General features: G+C 38.3%; 9 protein-coding genes. 4 read left to right on the top strand and 5 right to left on the bottom strand.

The window, feature by feature from the left end:
• Positions 1-86 precede the first annotated feature (86 nt).
• Positions 87-1,478, bottom strand: a complete 1,392-nt coding sequence (locus ACJJVM_RS12320; RefSeq protein WP_405211841.1) for a vanadium-dependent haloperoxidase — start codon at positions 1,476-1,478, stop codon at positions 87-89.
• A gap of 400 nt (positions 1,479-1,878) precedes the next feature.
• Between ACJJVM_RS12320 and ACJJVM_RS12315 the strand changes: the two genes are divergently transcribed.
• From ACJJVM_RS12315 to ACJJVM_RS12300, 4 genes are all read left to right on the top strand, one after another.
• Positions 1,879-7,932 carry a M14 family zinc carboxypeptidase gene (locus ACJJVM_RS12315; RefSeq protein WP_405211840.1) on the top strand — a complete coding sequence of 2,018 codons (6,054 nt, stop codon included), beginning with the start codon at positions 1,879-1,881 and terminating at the stop codon, positions 7,930-7,932.
• A 24-nt stretch (positions 7,933-7,956) separates the two neighbouring features.
• Positions 7,957-8,151 carry a hypothetical protein gene (locus tag ACJJVM_RS12310; protein ID WP_405211839.1) on the top strand — a complete coding sequence of 65 codons (195 nt, stop codon included), beginning with the start codon at positions 7,957-7,959 and terminating at the stop codon, positions 8,149-8,151.
• Between the two features lie 324 nt (positions 8,152-8,475).
• Complete coding sequence (locus ACJJVM_RS12305) at positions 8,476-14,937, top strand: choice-of-anchor D domain-containing protein (protein WP_405211838.1); 6,462 nt, start codon at positions 8,476-8,478, stop codon at positions 14,935-14,937.
• Positions 14,938-15,138: 201 nt separating this feature from the next.
• Entirely contained in the window at positions 15,139-16,572 is a 1,434-nt protein-coding gene (locus ACJJVM_RS12300) for a glycosyltransferase (protein ID WP_405211837.1), read from the top strand.
• A gap of 87 nt (positions 16,573-16,659) precedes the next feature.
• Here ACJJVM_RS12300 and ilvA read toward each other — a convergent pair whose 3' ends face one another.
• From ilvA to ilvB, 4 genes are all read right to left on the bottom strand, one after another.
• Entirely contained in the window at positions 16,660-17,925 is a 1,266-nt protein-coding gene (gene ilvA, locus ACJJVM_RS12295) for a threonine ammonia-lyase IlvA (protein ID WP_405211836.1), read from the bottom strand.
• Positions 17,926-17,954: 29 nt separating this feature from the next.
• The gene (ilvC, locus tag ACJJVM_RS12290) at positions 17,955-19,451 is read right to left on the bottom strand and encodes a ketol-acid reductoisomerase (RefSeq protein ID WP_405211835.1); all 1,497 of its coding nucleotides are present in this window, start codon (positions 19,449-19,451) and stop codon (positions 17,955-17,957) included.
• 91 nt (positions 19,452-19,542) lie between these two features.
• Positions 19,543-20,103: an acetolactate synthase small subunit gene (ilvN, locus tag ACJJVM_RS12285; protein WP_035325165.1), complete on the bottom strand. Its 561-nt coding sequence runs from the start codon at positions 20,101-20,103 to the stop codon at positions 19,543-19,545.
• A gap of 46 nt (positions 20,104-20,149) precedes the next feature.
• The gene (gene ilvB / locus ACJJVM_RS12280) at positions 20,150-21,874 is read right to left on the bottom strand and encodes a biosynthetic-type acetolactate synthase large subunit (RefSeq protein WP_405211834.1); all 1,725 of its coding nucleotides are present in this window, start codon (positions 21,872-21,874) and stop codon (positions 20,150-20,152) included.
• Positions 21,875-21,883 lie beyond the last annotated feature (9 nt).

The following is a 21,883-nucleotide window of genomic DNA, read 5'->3' as shown; positions in this document are numbered from 1 at the left end:
CAACTTTTTATGACAAGAAACTTTTGAGCTAAGTATGCTTTCGCGAAAGCGTACTCAGACATCTTTTTATAACAATAGTTTTATAACTAGTTAGTCAAGTCATATGCATTTATCGCATCTGAAATTTCATACCCTAGTCGTAGTCCCTCTGTACAATCCATCTCAATATGCACACCTAGCGGAATTCTAGAATATCCATTTTCTTGTGCCATATCTGTAAAGGATGTAAACTCTCTAGGTGCTCCTCTAAAGGCTGTTCTTCCCTCGTGGGTTCTATCTGTAAAATTAATATTGTTCCCAAACGCATCAATAAATACACCCGCTGCCGCCGAAGCAAAAGCAGAGTGCCCCGATGGATACCCAGGAAATGACGGATTAGGCCAGTTTATAAATCTATAAAGGTTAGTTTCATAAGAGGGATCTATATGTTCTTGTATATAGACACTAGGTCGCATAACCATATACTCATACTTATCTGCCCAAGTAGATACTGCAGCATCATTAAGTGAGAATCCTAATTTGAGTAATAATACGAGAGACGCCGTGGGACTTGTATCATACTGCCCTATGAGTTGGTTTGCAATAGAGACTTGATGACCTGGAGGGCTGGTCATAAGTCCCTCTACATCATCAGACCAAAACTCTGCAATCCAGAGGTTCTCATTATTCTCTTCTCTAGCTGCATTATTAGTAGTGTATACTTCCATCATTTGAGTATAAAAATCGCTCCCTACTTCTGTACTATATGCTATAGGTGGTGCAACGGTAGTAGTCTCTTCTGGAGAAATTATAAAAGTTCTTGCTTGCTCCCAGTATGGAAACCAAGCTCTCTCCTCATCTGCACTATAGGTCCAGTAGCCTTCTCCTACTGGAGGCTCATAACTAAATGGCTGCGGGTCTGTTATTTGAGCTTCGGCAGCTGCATCTGTCTCGCTATATGCAATAACTTGTTGCGCCACATAGGCTCCCCAGCTTTTTGAATTTGCAATGGTCTCTGCATTAAGACCTTCTCCTAGCTGTGCTTCTTGGGCATCCCTATATTGAGTAATTTTAACATCATAATCTGCTTGTACATTATACATAAAATGGTCAAAAACGAGACCGTAACACGTATTGAGTGCAAGATTGAGAGATATATTACTAGCTCTTTCTGAGTTGTTTATAGTGAGACCACTTAGGTTATCTGCATTTGACATATAACCCTCCATACTAAAGACTGCCGTCTCATACCCTGCAAGATGTATATATGCGAGTGCTCTTGAGGTGGCTGTAGGTCGCATACCGTACGCATACTGATCTATCTCTAGCCAAAGGTTAGTCCAATCTGAAACAAGCTGTGTAGTAGGGTTACTTACTGTAATTTGATTGAAAATAATGTCTGAAGGTTCTAGTACCTCTGGCAATATTACCTCCTCATCAGAACAAGATTGTAAGGCTAATAAAATAACTACCGCAGTACTAAAAATTCTAAGTTTCATTCTCTCTATTTATTACTCTATTAGCTCTATTTTAATCCTAAAAAGTTGAATTATACCTAGAATTCAACTTAAAATACGGGTAAATATAGACCTAAATCTATTTTTATTTAAAAAACAGAGAGACATTTTGATTTATAAAAAAACATTTAACATTCTATGAGAACCACCCTAAACAAACCACTCTATACCAAACAGTTAGAACCTAATTATCTTTAAAATTAATAAGTGTTCAGAAAGACAAAAACAATCAGTTTTATCGATGAAATACACTAAATCATCTGTGAAATGCACAATTTTAACATTTATATTAAGGGTGCATTAAGATATTTGTCTAGTTTTACGCGTCTAAAATCCCCAAGATTTTAAACAACCCAAATTAAAAACTAAACCTACTTAAATTATGAAACAAACCTACCTCAAGGTTTTAACCCTTTTTTCTTTACTCATAATTACAACTACTTACAGTAAAGCCCAAGAAGTTCATTCACCTACTGAATCTCACAATCATAGTGCTCTTGAGCATAATGGTAAGCGTATTAAAATTATAAACCCCTCTCATACGCAATTACAAAATATAGCAACCACCGGTATTGATTTAAAATGTGGTGCAAGCTTTATAGGTACAGATCTTTTTTTAGAACTTTCTGATACTGAGGTTGCCGAAATTGAAAGCCAAGGCGTTCCATTTACTACGATCATAGAAGATACAAGAGCCTACTATCAAGAACTTAATGATGTAGATCTTCCTAAGGCTATGCAGGAGCTTGAACTTTTAAAAGTCCAAGGTGCCTCTGGAGATGTATCCCGTTCTGTAAGCACGGTAGAAACTTCTATCTCAAATATTATACAATACGAAGGAGAATCTGAAGTAAACTGGCAAACGCCCCAAAATTTTGAGTTAGGCTCTATGAATGGATGTCTTACTTATACTGAGATGCTTGCCGAACTTGATAGAATGAGACAACTATACCCACACCTCATATCGGTACGTAAAGATGCTTCACTTGCCGAAGATGGCTCAGGAACACCTATAAAAACTCACGGTAACCAGTTTACTAATGGTGGGCAATACGATACTTGGGAACCCCAAACTATTTACTACGTACGTATTTCTGACAATCCTAATACTGACGAACCTAATGAGCCAGAATCTTTTTATAGTGGTATGACTCACTCTCGTGAGGTAAGCAGTATGATGAATATCATATACTATATGTGGTATGTACTAGAAAACTATGAGTCTGATGCAGATATTAAAAACCTCGTAGATAATCACGAGATGTATTTTGTACCAGTAGCAAATCCTGATGGTCTCTTATGGAATGAGCAAACTAACCCTAATGGTGGTGGTCTACAACGTAAGAATCTCAACCCTTCTGCAAATACAGGTAATAACTCTTCAAGAGGTGTAGACCTTAATAGAAACTATGAGTACTTCTGGGGGTCAAATACTACTTATACTGGTAATGGTGCGGGTTCTAGTGGCACGCCTTCTTCAAATGTATACCGAGGAACAACGCCTTTTTCTGAACCAGAAACTCAAATAGTTAGAGCCTTTACAGCAAATCATGAGACCAAGACAGCATTAAACCATCACGCGACCTCAAACCTATTACCACACGCTTACAATGCATACCCAGGGTCTCCATCTTCTGGGCGTGAAGACGATTATGTAAAATTTTGCCACGACCTAACACACTTTAATAGGTACATATATGGTGAAGCACCAAATATTCTTACAGTTGCAAATGGAGATATGAGCGACTGGATGCTGGGTGGAGCACCAGACCCACTTAACAGTAACTCTGTAGGATCTGGTAAGGGCATACTAGCACTAGCTCCAGAAAACGGTGATCCTACTGGTGCCGAGGCAGATTCACAATATGGAACAGGCTTCTGGCCATTACCTTCACAAATTGTGTCTATTGCAGCTAGAGCAACACGTATGAACTTAGTAAATGCTTTATATGCAGGTAAACTAGCTCAACTACACGATGAAACGCCTTCTAATATTACAAGCACTACGGGAGACCTCAAATTTGGAATCGAGTATTTAGGAATGACAGCCAGCCCTGTAACCTTAACAGTTACACCAGTATCAAGTAATATTACTTCAATAGACACAGTACCTACTCTAAACATCAATAAACAAGAACAATCTGATGTTACCGTGACTTACACTTTAGACAATAGTATAGCAAGTGGAGACACCATTGAGTATGAGGTTACTTTGAGTAATGATACTCATATCATTTATCAAGCAACTATTCAAAAAACATATCAAACCACAACTCTCTTTGCAGAAGATTTAAATCCGACAAGCTTAAATAACTGGACAAGCTCTGGAACAACAGGAGAGTGGGTAACTACATCTACAAGTGGTTTTGAAAACTCAAGGGGAATAACCTTTGATGCGACGCCTCCTTATGCAAATAATAAGAATGTAAATCTAGCTCTTAATCAAAGTTTCGATATATCAGACCTTTCTAAAACTACTCTTATTCAGTTTTTTGCTAAATGGGATTTAGAGCGTAGTTTTGACTACGTACAATTGCAAGGTCGAGATGGTAATACAGGGCAATGGATGGCTCTAAGCGGCAAGTACACAAAACCAGGAACCACTCTTGGTTCAAATAGGTATAGTCCTGCAAGCGGCTCTGGAGGAACTACAAAATCAACTGCAGATAGAGAAAACCAACCAGGATTAGAACCTGTTTTTGAAGGATTTAAAGGTGAAAAGTGGGTTCTTGAAGAAATTGAAATAAGCCCAGCTGCAAATACATTTTTATCTGGAGCTCAAGATTTACAACTACGTTTTGTGTTTGATAGTGACTCTTCAAACAATGATGATGGTTATACAACATCATTTGCTGGATTTTCTTTTGACGAATTTAAAATACTTAGTATAGATAATGATAGATCTTGTGTTGCAGGTACCTCACCCGTTAATCACGAAGACTTTGAAGTAGGTCTAGGTGCGTGGACTCAAAACGTAGGAGATGACGGAGACCTTTCAAGAGGTTCTGGAAACACCCCAGATAATAATACAGGACCATCTATTGCCTCACAAGGCACTTACTATTACTTTGTTGAGGCTACTGATAATACGATAGGTGTAGGAGCTAATGCAGAGGTGATTATAACAAGCCCTTGTATAGACTGGAATGGCGGTCTAACTGGTACATTTGATTTTGACTATCATATGAGAGGTTCAAATACAGGATCTCTTATAGTCGAAGCAAAATCAAGCATTAGTAATAACTGGACAACTGTGTTCTCAAGAAATGGTGCACAAAGTGCAAATGGTACAGATTGGAAAAACGGTTCTGTTAACCTTAATACATACACAAACCAAGTATTTCAATTACGATTTAGAATCATAACCGGAAATGGTGACCTTAGTGATATTGCTATAGATAATTTGAGAATTGACCCTAATGACACAACTAGCCCTACTGCTGTATGCCAAGATGTTACTATCGGTTTAGGATATGATGGAATAGCTGTACTTCAAGCAAATCAAATTGAGAATGGTTCTACAGATAATATTGGAATTGAGACCTATGCCTTAGATATTGACACCTTTGATTGTTCAAATATTGGTACTAACACAGTCACACTTACGGTTACTGATTTTAAGGGAAATACAGATACTTGTACAGCTACAGTAACAGTTGTTAATGATGAGGCTCCTATAGATATAATCGCAAGTAATATTTTTGAGACTACAGCTACAATAAGCTGGTTTCAGGCAGAAAGTGGTTCATATAGAGTACGCTTTCGCGAAAGCGGAACAACTACCTGGACAGCGAGTAATGTTACAACAAACTCTATAGAGCTAACTGGCTTAACCGGTGTTACAACCTACGATGTGCAGGTAAGAACAAACTGTGCTGGTGGAAACTCTCCGTACAGTGATACAGTAAACTTTACTACAAGCTCTATATGTCCTGGAACGGAAGTTATACCTACAGAGGTTGCACCGTATACAGAAAGTTTTGAAACAGGTTTTGGAGACTGGACGCAAATAAATGAAAGTAACGCTGCCATAGATATAGACTGGACGCGCATATCTGGACTTACCCCATCAAATACTGGAGGAAACCCTGCAGATACTACAGGACCGGATCAAGCATCTGATGGTAGTGTATATATCTACACAGAAGCATCTGGTGGTGATAATAACAAGACCGCAACATTAGAGTCTCCTTGTATAAACTTGCTTACTCCAGCGAGTGCGACTTTAACATTTGATTATCACAGATTTGGTGCAGAAATAGGAAATTTACATATAGATATAAGTGAAGATGGCGGAGCAACTTGGACTAGAGAGTTATCCAGAACAGGAGCTCAAGAACAAACTGCAAATGCAGATCCGTTTACAACAGTAGATGTGAGCCTAAACGCTTACGTAGGAGAGATTATTAAAGTGCGTATCATAGGAGAAACAGGAGACTCATTTGCTAGTGATATTGCGATAGATAATGTTATAATTAGTGTGAGTAATGATTTTATTTATGACGCAGGTACTTGGTCTCCTTTTGACCCAAGTGGCTTATCAAGTATAGATCATAATATTCAAGTCCTATCTGGAACCACATCCTTAACGGCAAATACTTTTATAAATAACGTGACTATAAGTCCAGGGGCAACACTTGATCTAGGTACTACTACTCTATCTACAACTGGTAATATTATAAATACCGGTACGCTTACAGCTAGTGATGCAACTGTAGAACTAAATGGTACAGGCGCTCAAAGTATTTTTGGTAATGAGTTTGAACTAGGTTCACTTGTATTAAATAACCCAGCAGGCGCCATACTATCTGTACCGTTAAAACTTACAACACTACTAACACTTACAAATGGTCAACTCAACACAAGTAACCTACTTACTCTAGGCAGTGATGTAAATGGCACTGCTATGGTGGATGTTATTACTGGAGGAAGCATTGTAGGTAACGTTACAACAGAAAGTTATATACCAGCAAGAAGAGCCTTTAGATTACTATCAAGTTCTGTTACTTCTACAACAAGTATCAATACAAACTGGCAAGAAGGTGGTAACAACACAGGTATTAACTACCCAGCAGATAATGTAGATCCTAATCCAGGTTATGGTACGCATATCACAGGCTCTACCACTGGAGAAAATGGTTTTGACGCTACAGGTTCTGGTAATCCTTCACTCTTTGCTCTTAATAATGGAGCACAAGCTTGGGAAGCGATTTCAAATACAGATGCGACAACACTTACAGCAGGAACTCCATTACGACTTATGGTACGAGGTGACAGAAGCATAGACCTCACGACTAACGCAGCAACACCTTCTAACACGACACTTAGAAGTACTGGAACGCTAGCAACGGCGACTATACAAACTACTGGAGCAGAGCTAAACCATAATGCAGGCGCTTTTAACTTTATTGGTAATCCATATCAGGCATCTGTAAACATAAATGATGTACTTGCTGGATCTAATAACATAAAAGCAAGTGAAGTATGGGTATGGGACGCAACACTTGGTGCTAGAGGACAATATGTAACTGTATTACTAGATGGAACTGGCTCAAGCAATGGTGCTACTTCAAAAAGCTACCATTACATACAACCAGGACAGTCATTCTTTACAGCTACTGAAAATACTGTAGGTGATAACTCTACCTCTGTTGTGTTTAACGAGACAGATAAGGCTGTTGGTAATGATGTAGCTGTTTTTAACAATAACGCAACCACATTTGCTAGCTCGTCACAACTTATCGCAAAACTTTATAGAACTGACAGGTACGGTACAGACGCAGGTTTACAAGACAACTTTGTAATTCTTTATGATAACAATTTTAGTAATGAATTAACTAGTGAAGATGTATCAAAGTTTTATAACATTGACGAAAATATGGGAATCTTAAAAGATGGAACCCTGCTTAGCGTAGATAAACTTGCTATACCTACAGAAAATGATGAAGTACAACTTTATAATGCCTTGTACAGAGTATCTAATTATACATTAGATATTACGGCAAGTGGTTTTAATGAAGTTACACCTTATCTAGAGGACACCTACACAGGAGAGCTTACAATGCTAGAGAATGGTCTTAACACGATAACTTTTTCTGTAGATGAAACTATAGATGCAAGTATAGAAGCTACTCGATTTAAAATAGTTTATCAATCTCAAGCTCTATCTACAGAAGGTAATGATACCATAGATTTTGCAATGTACCCTAACCCAGTAACAGATGGAACATTATCTCTTACAGCTACAAAACTTGCAGGATTAACTGTAGATGTTACCATTACAAATCTCTTAGGGCAGCAAGTTATTGCACAACCCCTTTCATTTGACGGAGCGACAGCTACCATCACAAATTTACATAACCTAAAAGCAGGTGTTTATATCCTATCCATTACAAGTCAAGATGTAGCAATATCGCACAGAATTGTAATTCAATAAAAACACCAACTTAAATTTATAAAAATGAAAAATTCAATATTCAAAAAATATATATTAAGTACTTTATTTGTAGTTTTTATATCAACAAGTGCTTCCTCGCAAATAACATTTGCAAATGATGTAAATGATCAGGCGCCTGCAGCACCCATCGACGGTTTTGTAACCGTAGGTATTGTAGCTGGAGCATTCCTAGGCTTACGGAAAAGGTTTAAAGATTAATGTTATTTATCATTAGAAAAAGGGGAGGTTATCTTAGGTTAACTTCTCCTTTTTTTTGCGCTTTCGCGAAAGCGTAAACACTCTAATTGTAAAATTTAACTGGAATATATATGTATTTCGTCGATGGTAAAATGCACCTTATCTAAAATAAACAAGTAAAAATTAAGTGTGATTTCTTTAAAAACATCGATGAAATACACAAATTACAGTTGAATTGCGCTATTTTAACACTTTTTAACGCTTTACGCCGTAAAATTTAGTAATTTAGCAATCCCAACTATTTTTAAAGATCCTAAGGTCCCTTTAAAAGACAATATTTACATTATGAAAAAAACTACTCTAAGCCAAGCAATTGGCTTAATGTCCCTCATTCTTTTCATTACCACATTTGCGCACACGAGTAGTGCCCAAACCGTACTCTTTGATGCAGATTTTGATGATACTGTAGGAGATAATGCTTGGACTAATAGTGCTGGAAATACTAATGGTGCCTTTCAAATCAATACAGGTCAAGGTTATATAATTAGTACACCTTTTGATAATTATTTTAATAACACATTTATAGCTATTGAAAGCCCGTCAATTGATTTATCAGGCTATGGTAATTTAACTTTTGATTTGCAGTATTTCATTAGAACTCAATTTGGTAGTGATGGGGCACAAATTCAATACAGTATAGGCGGTGGTGCTTGGACTGTTCTTGGATCTGCGGCAACAGGATATTATAATGATACAGATGTAGATGGTATTGCAAATAATGCAGATGGATGGTCTGGAAATCTTGGAGGATTTAATAATGCAAACCAACTTAACTTAAGTGCTTTAAACCCTGCCTTCGATGGTTCTCCAGATGTACGTTTTAGAATAATATTTGCTTCTGATGGTAACACAACGTGGGATGGAGTTGCCTTTCGAGATATTATTATAAGAGGAACATTAAGTACCCCTCAACCAGAGATAGCCATCTCTGGACAAGGCATTGTAATACCTGATGGAGATACTACTCCAGCTGTTAATGACGATACAGACTACGGGACTATAACTGCAGGAACTACACTTAATCGTACATTTACTATTACTAATTCTGGTACAGCGGTTCTCAACTTGTCTGGCTGGACATTAGGAGGAGCAAACCCAGGTGAATTTACCATTACCACTCCTCCACCAGCGACTATCGCAGCTGGAGCATCTGCAACATTTGTAATCACATATAACCCAACTTTAGGAGGTACACATAATGCCACTTTTACTGTGGCTAATAATGATAGTAATGAAAACCCTTATAGTTTTAGCATAACAGGTGAATCAGAGGGTCCCCAACCAGAAATAGCCATTGATGGTCTAGGAAACCAAGTTACTGATGGAAGTACAACCCCTGCAGTAAGTAATGCAACAGATTTTGGCACAAGCCTTATAGGTAACTCTAAGGTGAGCACATTTAATATAAATAATATAGGCTCTGCAAATCTACTACTTACTGGAGCTTCTCCATATGTTCAGATTACCGGTTCTGGCTACTTCTCATTAACTCAAGTACCTGCTAATAGTATTATACCAGGTGGAGGTTCTACAACATTTGAAATCACCTATACTCCTATTCTACCAGGCGTTCATACGGCAACTGTAAGCATTGCAAATAACGATAGTGATGAAGACCCATTTAACTTTACGATTACTGGGCAAGGAGTGATTACTACTTCTCCAGAAATCGATATATCTGGAAATGGCATAACGATAACTGATGGCGATACAACACCATCTACAGCAGATAATACTGACTATGGTAATACTTTTATAGGTTCTTCTACTACAAGAGATTTTTTAATTACAAACTCTGGTACAAGTGACCTTGTTTTAAACGGTACACCCTTAGTTGAAATAACGGGTGCCGGGAGTGGAGATTTTAGTGTATCTGCATTACCTAATAATATTATCCCTGCTGGAGGAACATCTAGTTTTCAAATCACGTATTTCCCAGGAGCTGTGGGGTCTGGTAATCCAACGATAACAGTAACATCTAATGATGCAAATGAAGGAGTTTATACATTTGAACTTTTAGCCACTTCCTCCATAGATCCAACTCCACAATATACAATATACCACGAGGCCTTTGACAGCAGTGACGGAGGATGGACTGCAACAAATCCTGGAGGACAAACGGTATGGACTTATGGAATGAATCCAGATGAACCAGCTAGTGAAGGAAATTTTTGGTACACAGATAATTACAACAACTACGTACCTAATAGTAATACGTATGTTACTAGCCCTATAATAGATTGTTCTGGTTATACTGATCTTAGATTACAGATAGACGTACGATACAATCTAGATAATGATCCTGATGATGCAATGAATATTGAGTACTCACCAGATGGAGGTACTAATTGGGTTATTTTAGGAACTGTAGCCGAACTCGCCGAAAAAAGATGGTATACCGAAACAGATGCAGATGGCCTAGGAAACAATATTGATGGATGGTCTGGAATTAATTATAACGGAAATGACATTAATAAATCAGATTTTAGTAAGTCGTTCATAGAATTACCTGCTACGCTATATGATAATAATCAAGTTCAAGTTCGAGTTCGTTTTGCTTCAGACGGCGATACAACTGTTGACGATGGTGCAAACTTTGACAACATAATAATTTCTGGGAATCCAATGGTTATTCCGCCAAATCCTTCTCTTGGGCCTGGTGATGTAACTGGAAATTTAAAACTGTGGTTAAAATCAGATTATGGAATAGCTGCCACAAGCGGTGCAGCAACCCAGACTTGGAGTGACCAAGCTTCAGATAATGATGCACTCTTAACTCACGAAAATGCCCCTATTTATTACAATACATTTGATGAAAATATTAATCATAATCCGGTAATAAAATTTACCGAAGCCGATAGAACACAACTAAAGGGAAAAGGTGGTCTATATAGTAGAGAGTATTGGGTAGTTATGCAACAAGAAGGAATCATAGACGGTACCACGGCTAGTGCTTATGAAGGAATCATTGGAGGCCGAGCTGGTGATACTCAATTTTCCGAAGATGGTAGTGGTTTTTGGACAGGAAAAATTTCTGTAAGATTTAATGGTAGTGATAATATGTTATCTCATATGGTAGGTACAACGCCTCAAACTGTTAGTGCTACTACTACAGAATCTTATGGAAGAGCATATTCTAGCCCTACAGATTCTTATACTGATGAAGTAATTATTGTAAACATCAAAGCTAATAACCTAGGTAATGTCACTGAAATATATAAGAATGGAATCCAAGTAGATAACGTTACTGCCAGATCATCTAATAGTAATGAAATTTTACCTTATGATGATTTTATTAACTCAACATACTCACTAGGTGTAAGTAGAGCTGGACTTAACAGAACAGATATTTCCACTTGGATGAATGGTAAAATAACGGAAGTTATTAGTTTTTCTTCGCCAAACTCTGATTATGACCAAAAGAGAATACAATCATACCTTGCGCTTAAAAATGGCGTAACCTTACATAGTACAAATAGCACAACTCAAACAAGAGAAGGTGATGAAAACTATGTTGATAGTGATGGTTCTATTATTTGGGATACCGCTATACATACAGGATACACATATGACATAGCTGGTATAGGTAGAGATGACGATGCAACACTTAACCAAAAGCAATCTACGTCAAGTAACCCAGGTGCGATTATTACAATGGGACTTACGGATATTTATGATACAAATTCTGACAATATCGCAAGCAACGCAAATACTCTAGCAGATAAAAACTTCCTTATGTGGGGTAATAACAATGAATCGCTAGCAGCAGCAGCAGCTATATCTGTAGATATGAGTAATGGTATTGCTGGTTTATCTACGCTGGTAGATTTTACCGCTATTAGAAGAACTTGGAAGGTAGTCGAGACTGGATCTGTAGGAGATGTTAAGATCTCTATCCCAGAAGTGAGTTTAACTGCGACTATTACTCCGCCTGGTAATTTCTTAATGTTTGTATCTGACACACCTTCATTTAGTCCAACTTCAGAATACAGAATTATGAACGTCGTAGGTGATAATCTTGAGACTAGCTATGATTTTGAAGGAACTAAGTACATAACCTTCGGTTATGCTCCAGAATACTACTATGAGCGCTCTATCACCTTTGATGGAGTACAAGATTATATGGATGCAGAAGATGTTGCAGATCTTACAGGACCATTTACTATATCTGCTTGGGTAAAAAGAGGACCAAATTCTGGAAACAGAGAGATTATTTCAAAGCGTAATGTTCCTTTTTCAGAAGGCTACTCTTTAAGATTAAACGCGGCTTTTAGACCACGTATACAGTGGAAAGATGCTGGTGGCACAACTCGTGCTCACAATGCTTCTACAACACTACCACTAGATGAATGGCATCACGTTGCTGTAATCTACAATGGTACTAGAGTAACATTTTATATTGATGGAGTTGAAGATACAGGTCGTAATCTACCTGCTCCCGCGGCTTCTAGTCAACACCTGCTTATAGCGGCTACAGACCACGCAAGTCCTTCAAACTTTTTTGATGGAACCATTGATGAAGTACGAATATGGAATGATGACCTTACACAACAGCAATTACAGTTCATTATGAACCAAGAAATTGAAAGGTTTACAGATGCCTCTGTAGTAGGGAAAATTATACCTCAAAATATTTCTAAAAATGAAGTAGCTACTATTCCTTGGAGCAATCTAGAGTTATATCTACCTATGAATAGGTACACGTTTACAAATGTTAAAGATGAGTCTGACAATAACCACGTGGCAGCTATAAAAAATCTAGAAACTGTAGATTTCCAAACAGCTCCTCTACCATATGTTTCTGAAACTAATGGGGACTGGACTAATAGCAACACTTGGGAGAATGGTAGTACACAACAGATACCTGGAGCTGTTTCCATCGTAGATTCTAATGAGACTATAGACTGGAACATTGTTCAAACTTCACATAATGTAACTACTAATGAAAATAACACAGTCTTAGGGCTAGATATTATAACAAATGAATTAAGTATTGAGAACGATAGTAAAATTGAAGTTTCTCACTATTTAAAATTAGATGGTTTAATGGATTTAGTTGGCGAGTCTCAACTTATCCAAACGGAAAATAGTGATCTTGACTTAGCTAGTTCTGGTAGGTTAGAAAAAGATCAACAAGGAACATCAGACACCTACTCTTATAACGTTTGGTCTTCGCCAGTTGGTCTTGTAAATACAAGCACTATAAATCAAGGTCATTCTATTTCTACTATAATGAATGATGGTACAGACCCTAATAGCCCAGCAACGATGACTTTTGGAACTGGATATAACGGAGCACCAACCTCTCCTGTAACAATAAGTGACTTTTGGTTATTTACATACCGAAACAATCTTGCAAATACCTACAGTGCTTGGGAGCATATAGGTAACGCCGGAAACTTAGTTGCGGGTGATGGATACACGATGAAGGGACCAGGTACTGGAGCAGTACCAGACCCACAGAATTATACATTTATAGGAAAACCTAATAATGGAACAACAGCAGAGCCTATAAATAAAACAATTAATGCAGGTAATCAATATCTTGTTGGTAATCCATTCCCATCTGCTATAGATGCAAATACATTTATAAACGATAATCCACATCTTACTGGAACCTTACTTTTCTGGGAACACTGGGGTGGCGGAAGCCACTACCTGTCAGATTATCAAGCAGGGTATGCTTTATATACCTTAAGTGGTGGTACACCAGCAGTAAGCCATCCAGCTGTGAGTCAAACTGGATCTGGAACTAAAACACCAACTCGATTTATAGCAGTTGGCCAAGGGTTCTTTGTCGAGGCTGTATCAACCGGCACTACTACTTTTAACAATAGACAGAGAGCGTTTGCAAAAGAGAGTACCTCTTCTACATTCTTCTTTAATTCTGATCAAGAAGAAGATACAGATGACAGTAACATTGAAGATGCCGTAGTGCAAGAAGAAGATCTTAGAGAGAAGTTTAGAATAGGGTTTGATTCTCCTAGTCAATTCCATAGACAATTGCTTATGACAATTGATGAGAACACAACTTTTGACTATGACAGAGCTTATGATGGCGTTATCACATCAAATCCTACTGAGGATATGACCTGGATGCTCGAAGATGAAATGGCTATCATACTAGGAGTTCCAGCTATAGAAAACGATCGTCAATTTCCGGTAAGAGTTACTCTACCTATAGATGGAGAGATATCAATAGGACTAGATGACCTAGAAAATGTTAATACAGCTAATGTATCTGTTTATGTTCTTGATGAACTTTTAGGTACTACAACAGAAATTACAAATCTTCAAGACAAGTATACCATAACACTCTCTGCAGGTACTTATGAAGATAGATTTTACATCGTTTTCCAAAGAGCAGAAAGTGAAGACCAAGAGGAAGAAGAAACTACAGATGAAGAAGAGCAAGAACAAACTGATGAGGAAACTACAGAAGATGACGAAGTAGCTCAAGATACAGATGTAGAAGAAGAAGTCGTAATAGAAGACACTTTTGAATCTGACTCTATTAGTGTGTATTTTAATATAGATTCACAATCAATTATAATAGACAAATCGCAAGATTATGAAATAAAATCGCTACAGTTGTTCAATATTCTAGGGCAACTTATAAAAGACTGGACTCCAGATAATGAAGCTACACATTTAGAATTCCCAGTACTAGACGTTGCTCCAGGGGCATATATTCTTAATATAGAAAAGCCACAAACTATGGAGACTCAAAAATTAATTATTCACTAGCATTGCTTATATAAGCAAGGTATTATAAAGGCTTCCAGATGGAAGCCTTTATTTTTTTAAGCTCTCTCCCTATTTTAACATCTAGCACTCATAAATCTTAGGGTAAAGTTAATTACAGTATATAGATGTTAAATAACATTCACTCGGTAATCCAAAGATTCTTACCTGGCGTAAAACCATTCAAACCATTGTTAAACTTGAATGAATCCAGATATGAATATAACGACCAATCCATCAAGAGAAATCCCCACAACTGCATCTTATAATAAAGAACATAACCCGCAGAGCTCTTTACAAAAAGACTCAAAAAACCCTTGGGGAGTATTTGTACTTCTCGCTACCTTTCTGCTTCTAGCCGTCTCAGCATATATCGCATATATGCTTCGTTATGATTTTTCACAATTAGACTTTGAGCGTAAGAGCTCGATATTTGGTTATGGCTTTATGACCTTTGCTTCTACCCTACTCGTTTTTAAAAGTAGCTTCTTTATCTATACCCTATATCACTATTTTAAATACAAACCTGTAGCATCAGTAAGTGATCAAGAGTTACCCACTTGTACAGTTATTGTCCCTGCATACAACGAAGGAAAACAAGTATATGCAACCCTCAAAAGTCTTGCAGCTAGTGATTACCCTATGCACAAACTAGAACTACTGTCTATAGATGATGGTAGTCAAGACGACACTTGGTACTGGATGCAAAAAGCAAAAAAAGAGCTAGGTGATCGAGTTTCCATCTGTCAGCAACCTAAAAATATGGGGAAACGTCACGCCTTATATAGAGGCTTTAATGAAGGAAAAGGTGACATCTTCATCACAGTAGACAGTGACTCTATAGTAGATGCAAATACCTTAAGACTATTAGTAAGTCCCTTTATAGGTAATAAAAAATGTGGAGCTGTAGCAGGAAATATACGCGTGCTCAATAAAGAAAGAGCCCTATTACCAAAAATGCTAGATGTGAGCTTCACCCTTAGTTTTGAGTTTGTGAGAAGCGCAGAGAGTAACGTAAATGCAGTACTATGTACACCAGGTGCACTAGCAGCATACAGAAGAGATGCAGTATTTGCTTGCCTAGATGAATGGATTGATCAAAAGTTTATGGGCAAATCTTCAGATATAGGAGAAGACAGAGCGCTTACTAATATGATCTTAAAACAAGGACTGCACGTGCTTTTCCAAAAAAATGCATATGCTTATACTAACGTTCCAGAAAAGTACAAAGGCCTTTACAAAATGTATATAAGATGGGGACGTAGCAACGTTAGAGAAAACCTAGCTATGGCAAAATATGTGTTTACAAACTTTAGAAAAGAGTCTAAAGTAGGCGCAAGACTGTTATTTGTAAATCAGTTTTTAACTATTTTAATGAGTTACCCATTTCTCATATTTATGCTCCTATTTGTAGCAACACATCCCATTTTATTTTTGACATCAACTCTTGTAAGCATTTTAATTGTCACCACTTTTCCGGCTTTATTTTATGCAAGAAAGTATACTCCATCTGAGTCATTCTGGGCATATACTTACAGTCTTGTCTATACCTTTGGTTTATTTTGGATAACTCCATATGCCATTGCCACCGCAGGTAAAAGCGGCTGGTTAACACGTAGTTTACCACAAGCAGCATAAGTAAGATGTATTAATATAAAAGCCCTCATTATTAATAATGAGGGCTTTTTATTTTTAAAGATAATTACGCTTTCGCGAAAGCGTAACTCAAACCAATAATTGAAACAACTCGGGTTTATCATTAAGATATTCACCAAAGAACTTACGCTTATGCATTCTCTCTACTAGAGGTTCCAGATCTTCTGGAGATTTTATCTCAATACCCACAATAGCTGGGCCTTGCTCCCTACTGGTCTTTTTTGAATATTCAAAATAAGTGATATCGTCTGTATTACCGAGTACATCTGCCACAAACTCTTTAAGTGCACCCGCTCGCTGCGGGAATTTAATAATAAAGTAGTGCTTTAACCCTTGATATAAGAGTGCTCGTTCTTTAATCTCTGGAGTTCTGGTAATGTCATTATTACTACCACTTACTACACAGGCTATATTCTTACCACGTATCTCCTCTTTAAATTGATCTAAAACCGCAAGGGTAAGTGCTCCTGCAGGTTCTACTACAATGGCATCTCTATTGTACAGATCTAGTATAGTCTGGCATATTTTACCCTCTGGCACGCTCACAACTTGATCTACTAGCTGCTGGACGATACTAAAGTTGCGCTCCCCTACTCGTTGTACAGCGGCACCATCTACAAACTTGTCTATCTCTGTTAAGGTGGTATTCTCTTTTTGTAAAAGAGAGTTCATCATAGCAGGCGCTCCTCCAGGCTCTACGCCTATAATTTTTGTTTTGGGAGAAAGATGATGAAACACACTAGATAATCCCGCGATAAGGCCACCGCCACCTACTGGTACAAATACATAATCCAAAGGCTTTTCTGACTGAGTTACCATCTCAAGCCCTACAGTTGCCTGTCCTTCTATAATTTTTTCATCATCAAAGGGGTGTACAAAGGTTTTGTGTTGCGATATGCAAGCTTCACTTGCTTTTGCATAAGCATCGTCAAAGGTGTCACCGGTGAGTACAACCTCAACCCAAGTGTCACCAAACATTTGTACCTGCTCTACCTTTTGTTTTGGAGTAGTTGCAGGCATATAGATGGCCCCTTTTATATGAAGTTTTGCACAACTAAGGGCTACACCCTGTGCGTGGTTACCAGCGCTTGCACAAACAATACCCGATTGCTTCTGCTCATCTGTAAGCGTACTTATTTTATTAAAAGCACCGCGTATTTTATAGCTACGTACCTGCTGTAAGTCCTCACGCTTTAAAAACACCTCAGCATCATACTTTTTTGAGTATGTAAAACTGCGCATAAACGGTGTCTTTGAGACCACTTTGCGCACCCTGTTTGCCGCATCTGTTACAGATTTGAGTGTGGGTATGTATGTTTTGAGCGTTTCTTTCATAAGTATCCACCGCGAGGTGGCAATAAGTACTAGTTTAGAACAGCTTCTTGCTCTTCGGTTTTTACCTTTTTCATTGCAACCATTGCTTTACGTAGGGTTGCTCCTATTTCTTCTACAGGGTGGTTACGTATGGCATCATTTACAGCAATGAGCTCTTGATTATCTACTCCCTTATCGTGAGTAAAAGAGGTACCTATAATATCTGTATCTACCGTTTTCATAAAGTCTGTAAGGAGCGGTTTACAGGCGTGATCAAAAAGATAACAACCATACTCTGCCGTGTCAGAAATAATACGATTCATCTCAAAAAGCTTCTTTCTTGCGATGGTATTTGCAATAAGTGGTGTCTCGTGTAGTGACTCATAATAAGCACTTTCTTCTATAATACCTGCAGCTGTCATCGTTTCAAACGCTAGCTCTACACCAGCCTTTACCATTGCTACCATAAGCACACCGTGGTCAAAATACTCTTGCTCACTTATCTCTTGTGATGTGATTTCTTGTTTTTCAAAGTTGGTCTCACCAGTTGCTGCTCTCCAGGTGTGAAGATTTTTATCATCTGCAGCCCAGTCTTCCATCATAGTTTTTGAGAAGTGACCAGAGATAATATCATCCATATGCTTCTCAAAAAGCGGTCTCATTATATCCTTAAGCTCTTCTGAGAGGTTATATGCTTTAATCTTAGACGGGTTATCTAGACGATCCATCATATTTGTGATACCACCGTGCTTAAGTGCTTCTGTAATAGTCTCCCATCCATACTGTATGAGTTTGCCTGCATATGCCGGGTCTATACCCTTCTCTACCATTTTATCAAAACAGAGTATCGATCCCGTTTGTAACACACCACATAAGATGGTTTGCTCGCCCATAAGGTCAGACTTTACCTCTGCCACAAAAGAAGATTCTAGTACTCCTGCTCTGTGACCACCTGTAGCCGCTGCATATGCTTTAGCTTGAGCAAGCCCCTTTCCTTCTGGATCATTATCTGGGTGTACTGCGATGAGTGTAGGTACGCCAAAACCTCTTTTATATTCCTCACGTACCTCAGACCCTGGACACTTAGGAGCTACCATAATTACTGTAAGGTCATCACGTACCTGCATCCCTTCTTCTACAATATTAAAACCGTGCGAGTAAGCAAGTGTTGCTCCTTGCTTCATAAGCGGCATAACTGCTTTTACTACGGCTGTATGTTGCTTGTCTGGAGTAAGGTTTAAAACTAGATCTGCCGTAGGGATTAATTCTTCATAAGTTCCTACCGAAAAACCATTTGAGGTTGCATTTTTATAAGACTGGCGCTTTTCTGTAATTGCTCCTTCTCTTAATGCATAAGAAATATCACAGCCGCTATCTCTCATATTGAGACCTTGGTTAAGTCCTTGTGCACCGCACCCTACAATCACGATTTTCTTATCTGCAATGGCAGCAATACCATCTTCAAACTCACTGGCATCCATAAAGCGGCATTTTCCCAGTTGTGATAATTGATCCCTTAGTGGTAATGTGTTAAAATAATTTTTCATTGTAATTACATTGCGGAGAATTCTTTTTTTGCTTTCGCGAAAGCGGTCTTACCCTCCTAGGTTGTTGGATTAGTTCTTTTATATTAGTTATCTAAGCTTGGGATTTGCCAAAGGCGACCTCATTACTCTCTTCTATACGTTGTAATAATGTAGAAATAGGCATCTCTGTTTTTGTGACTGCTATTCTACCAGAGCGTGTAAATTGCATTATCCCAAAAGGTTTAAGCTCTCTATGTACAAGCTCAATCTCTGAGCGTCTTCCTGCTTTTTCAAGCACAAAGAAGTCCTTATTTACAGTCACGATACGCGCCTGACTTTCTTTTATAATATTTTGAATTTGAGGCTCTTCAAAAAGTAAATTTGACTTGATTTTAAATAGCGCACTCTCTGTAAAGATGGTTTCCTCATCTGTGTGATAAAATGCCTTTATCACCTCAACTTGACGTTCTATCTGTCCTTGTATTTTTGCCATTTGCTCTTCTGTGACATTTACTACGATGATAAATTTAAACACATCATCTATCTCACTTTCTGAGGCAGAAAGGCTTTCTATATTAATCTTACGACGCTGAAATATAGCCGAAATACGGTTTAATAACCCAATATTATTTTCGGTATATATGTTTACGGTAAATGTTTTTACTTCACTCATAGGTAACCTGTTTATGTATACTTTGTACTGCTGTATATACTGGTTATTATTCTAATCTTATATCTGATACAGATGCTCCTGTAGGTATCATAGGGAAAACGTTATCTTCCTTCTCTACCATTACTTCTAAGAAGAAACTGTCCTTTGAAGCAATCATCTTCTCTACAGCTGGCCCTAGTTCTTCTCTAGTACTTACCTTCTGGTTATCTATATCATAAGCTTCTGCTATTTTACAGAAGTTAGGATTTTTCATAGTGGTGCTTGCGTATCGCTTATCAAAAAATAGCTGTTGCCACTGGCGCACCATTCCTAAAAATTCGTTGTTAAGCACAACTATCTTAACCGGCACCTCTGCTTGAAAGATGACACCTAGCTCTTGTATAGTCATCTGGTAACCACCGTCACCTATAATGGCCACCACTTCTCGCTCTGGTGCTCCCATTTTTGCCCCTATGGCTGCTGGTAATGCAAATCCCATTGTACCTAGCCCTCCAGAAGTGATATTACTCTTAGACTTTTTAAAGTCTGCATAGCGTATACCTACCATCTGGTGCTGTCCTACGTCTGTTACGATAATGGCTTCACCATTAGTTTGTTTATTAATAAGGTTTACAACCTCACCCATTGTGAGGCCTTCCTTAGTAGGTAAAATGTCATTCTTTATGACCTTCTCATACTCGATAGCATAGAGATCTTTAAATTTTTGGTGCCACGCCTTATGCCTCTTTTGTTCTATATGAGGTAAGATTTTTGCCAGTGTCTCTTTTGAGTTACCTAGTACTGCAATATCTGCCTTTACATTTTTATTTACCTCTGCCGGGTCGATCTCAAAGTGTATGACCTTAGCTTGCTTTGCATAGGTCTCGAGATTACCTGTAACACGGTCATCAAAACGCATCCCAATAGCAATAAGAACATCACAATCATTTGTCAACACATTAGGTGCATAATTACCGTGCATACCTACCATACCTACGTTAAGAGGATGCTCTGTAGGGATTGCAGAGACACCTAAAATGGTCCAAGCAGCTGGTATCCCTGATTTCTCAACAAAGGCTTTAAACTCATTTTCGGCTTCACCTAGTATCACACCTTGCCCCCATACTATCATTGGTTTTTTGGCCTCATTTATAACTTTGGCAGCTTGAGCGATTTCTGTGTCATTTACTGCTGGTGTGGGTGTATAGCTGCGTATGTAGTCACATTTCGCGTAAGCAAAATCAAACTCTGCAAACTGTGCATCTTTTGTAATATCAATAAGTACGGGTCCTGGTCTTCCAGATCTCGCTATATAAAATGCCTTTGCAAGTACCTCTGGTATCTCCTCTGCCCTGGTTATTTGATGATTCCACTTTGTGACTGGTGTAGAGATACCTATGATATCTGTCTCTTGAAAAGCATCGCTACCCAGTAAGTGAGACCCTACTTGACCTGTGATACAAACCATAGGTGTACTGTCTATCTGAGCATCTGCAATACCCGTAATCAAGTTAGTCGCTCCAGGACCAGAAGTGGCAATGGCTACTCCTACTTTACCCGTGGCACGGGCAAACCCCTGTGCAGCGTGTGTCGCTCCTTGCTCGTGTCTAGTAAGGACGTGCTTGATTTTATCTTGATGCTTGTGTAGCTCATCATAAAATGGCATTATAGCACCGCCAGGATACCCATAAATAAGGTCTGCTCCCTCTGCTACAAGACAGTGTATCAATGCCTCACTACCGCTCATTGTGGTAGTTGTAGTGTCTGATGTATTTTGTGTCTTCACGTCCATAGGTTGTAC

It is taken from the genome of Dokdonia sp. Asnod2-E02, from assembly GCF_045063915.1.
Classification (GTDB): Bacteria; Bacteroidota; Bacteroidia; order Flavobacteriales; family Flavobacteriaceae; genus Dokdonia.
This window is presented reverse-complemented; position numbering and strand designations above follow the sequence as displayed.

Coding starts and splice junctions, on each gene's coding strand:
- ACJJVM_RS12320 (WP_405211841.1), bottom strand. CDS start 1,478: ATGAAACTTAGAATTTTTAGTACTGCGGTAGTTATTTTATTAGCCTTA.
- ACJJVM_RS12305 (WP_405211838.1), top strand. CDS start 8,476: ATGAAAAAAACTACTCTAAGCCAAGCAATTGGCTTAATGTCCCTCATT.
- ilvC (WP_405211835.1), bottom strand. CDS start 19,451: ATGAAAAATTATTTTAACACATTACCACTAAGGGATCAATTATCACAA.
- ilvA (WP_405211836.1), bottom strand. CDS start 17,925: ATGAAAGAAACGCTCAAAACATACATACCCACACTCAAATCTGTAACA.
- ACJJVM_RS12300 (WP_405211837.1), top strand. CDS start 15,139: ATGAATCCAGATATGAATATAACGACCAATCCATCAAGAGAAATCCCC.
- ACJJVM_RS12315 (WP_405211840.1), top strand. CDS start 1,879: ATGAAACAAACCTACCTCAAGGTTTTAACCCTTTTTTCTTTACTCATA.
- ACJJVM_RS12310 (WP_405211839.1), top strand. CDS start 7,957: ATGAAAAATTCAATATTCAAAAAATATATATTAAGTACTTTATTTGTA.
- ilvN (WP_035325165.1), bottom strand. CDS start 20,103: ATGAGTGAAGTAAAAACATTTACCGTAAACATATATACCGAAAATAAT.
- ilvB (WP_405211834.1), bottom strand. CDS start 21,874: ATGGACGTGAAGACACAAAATACATCAGACACTACAACTACCACAATG.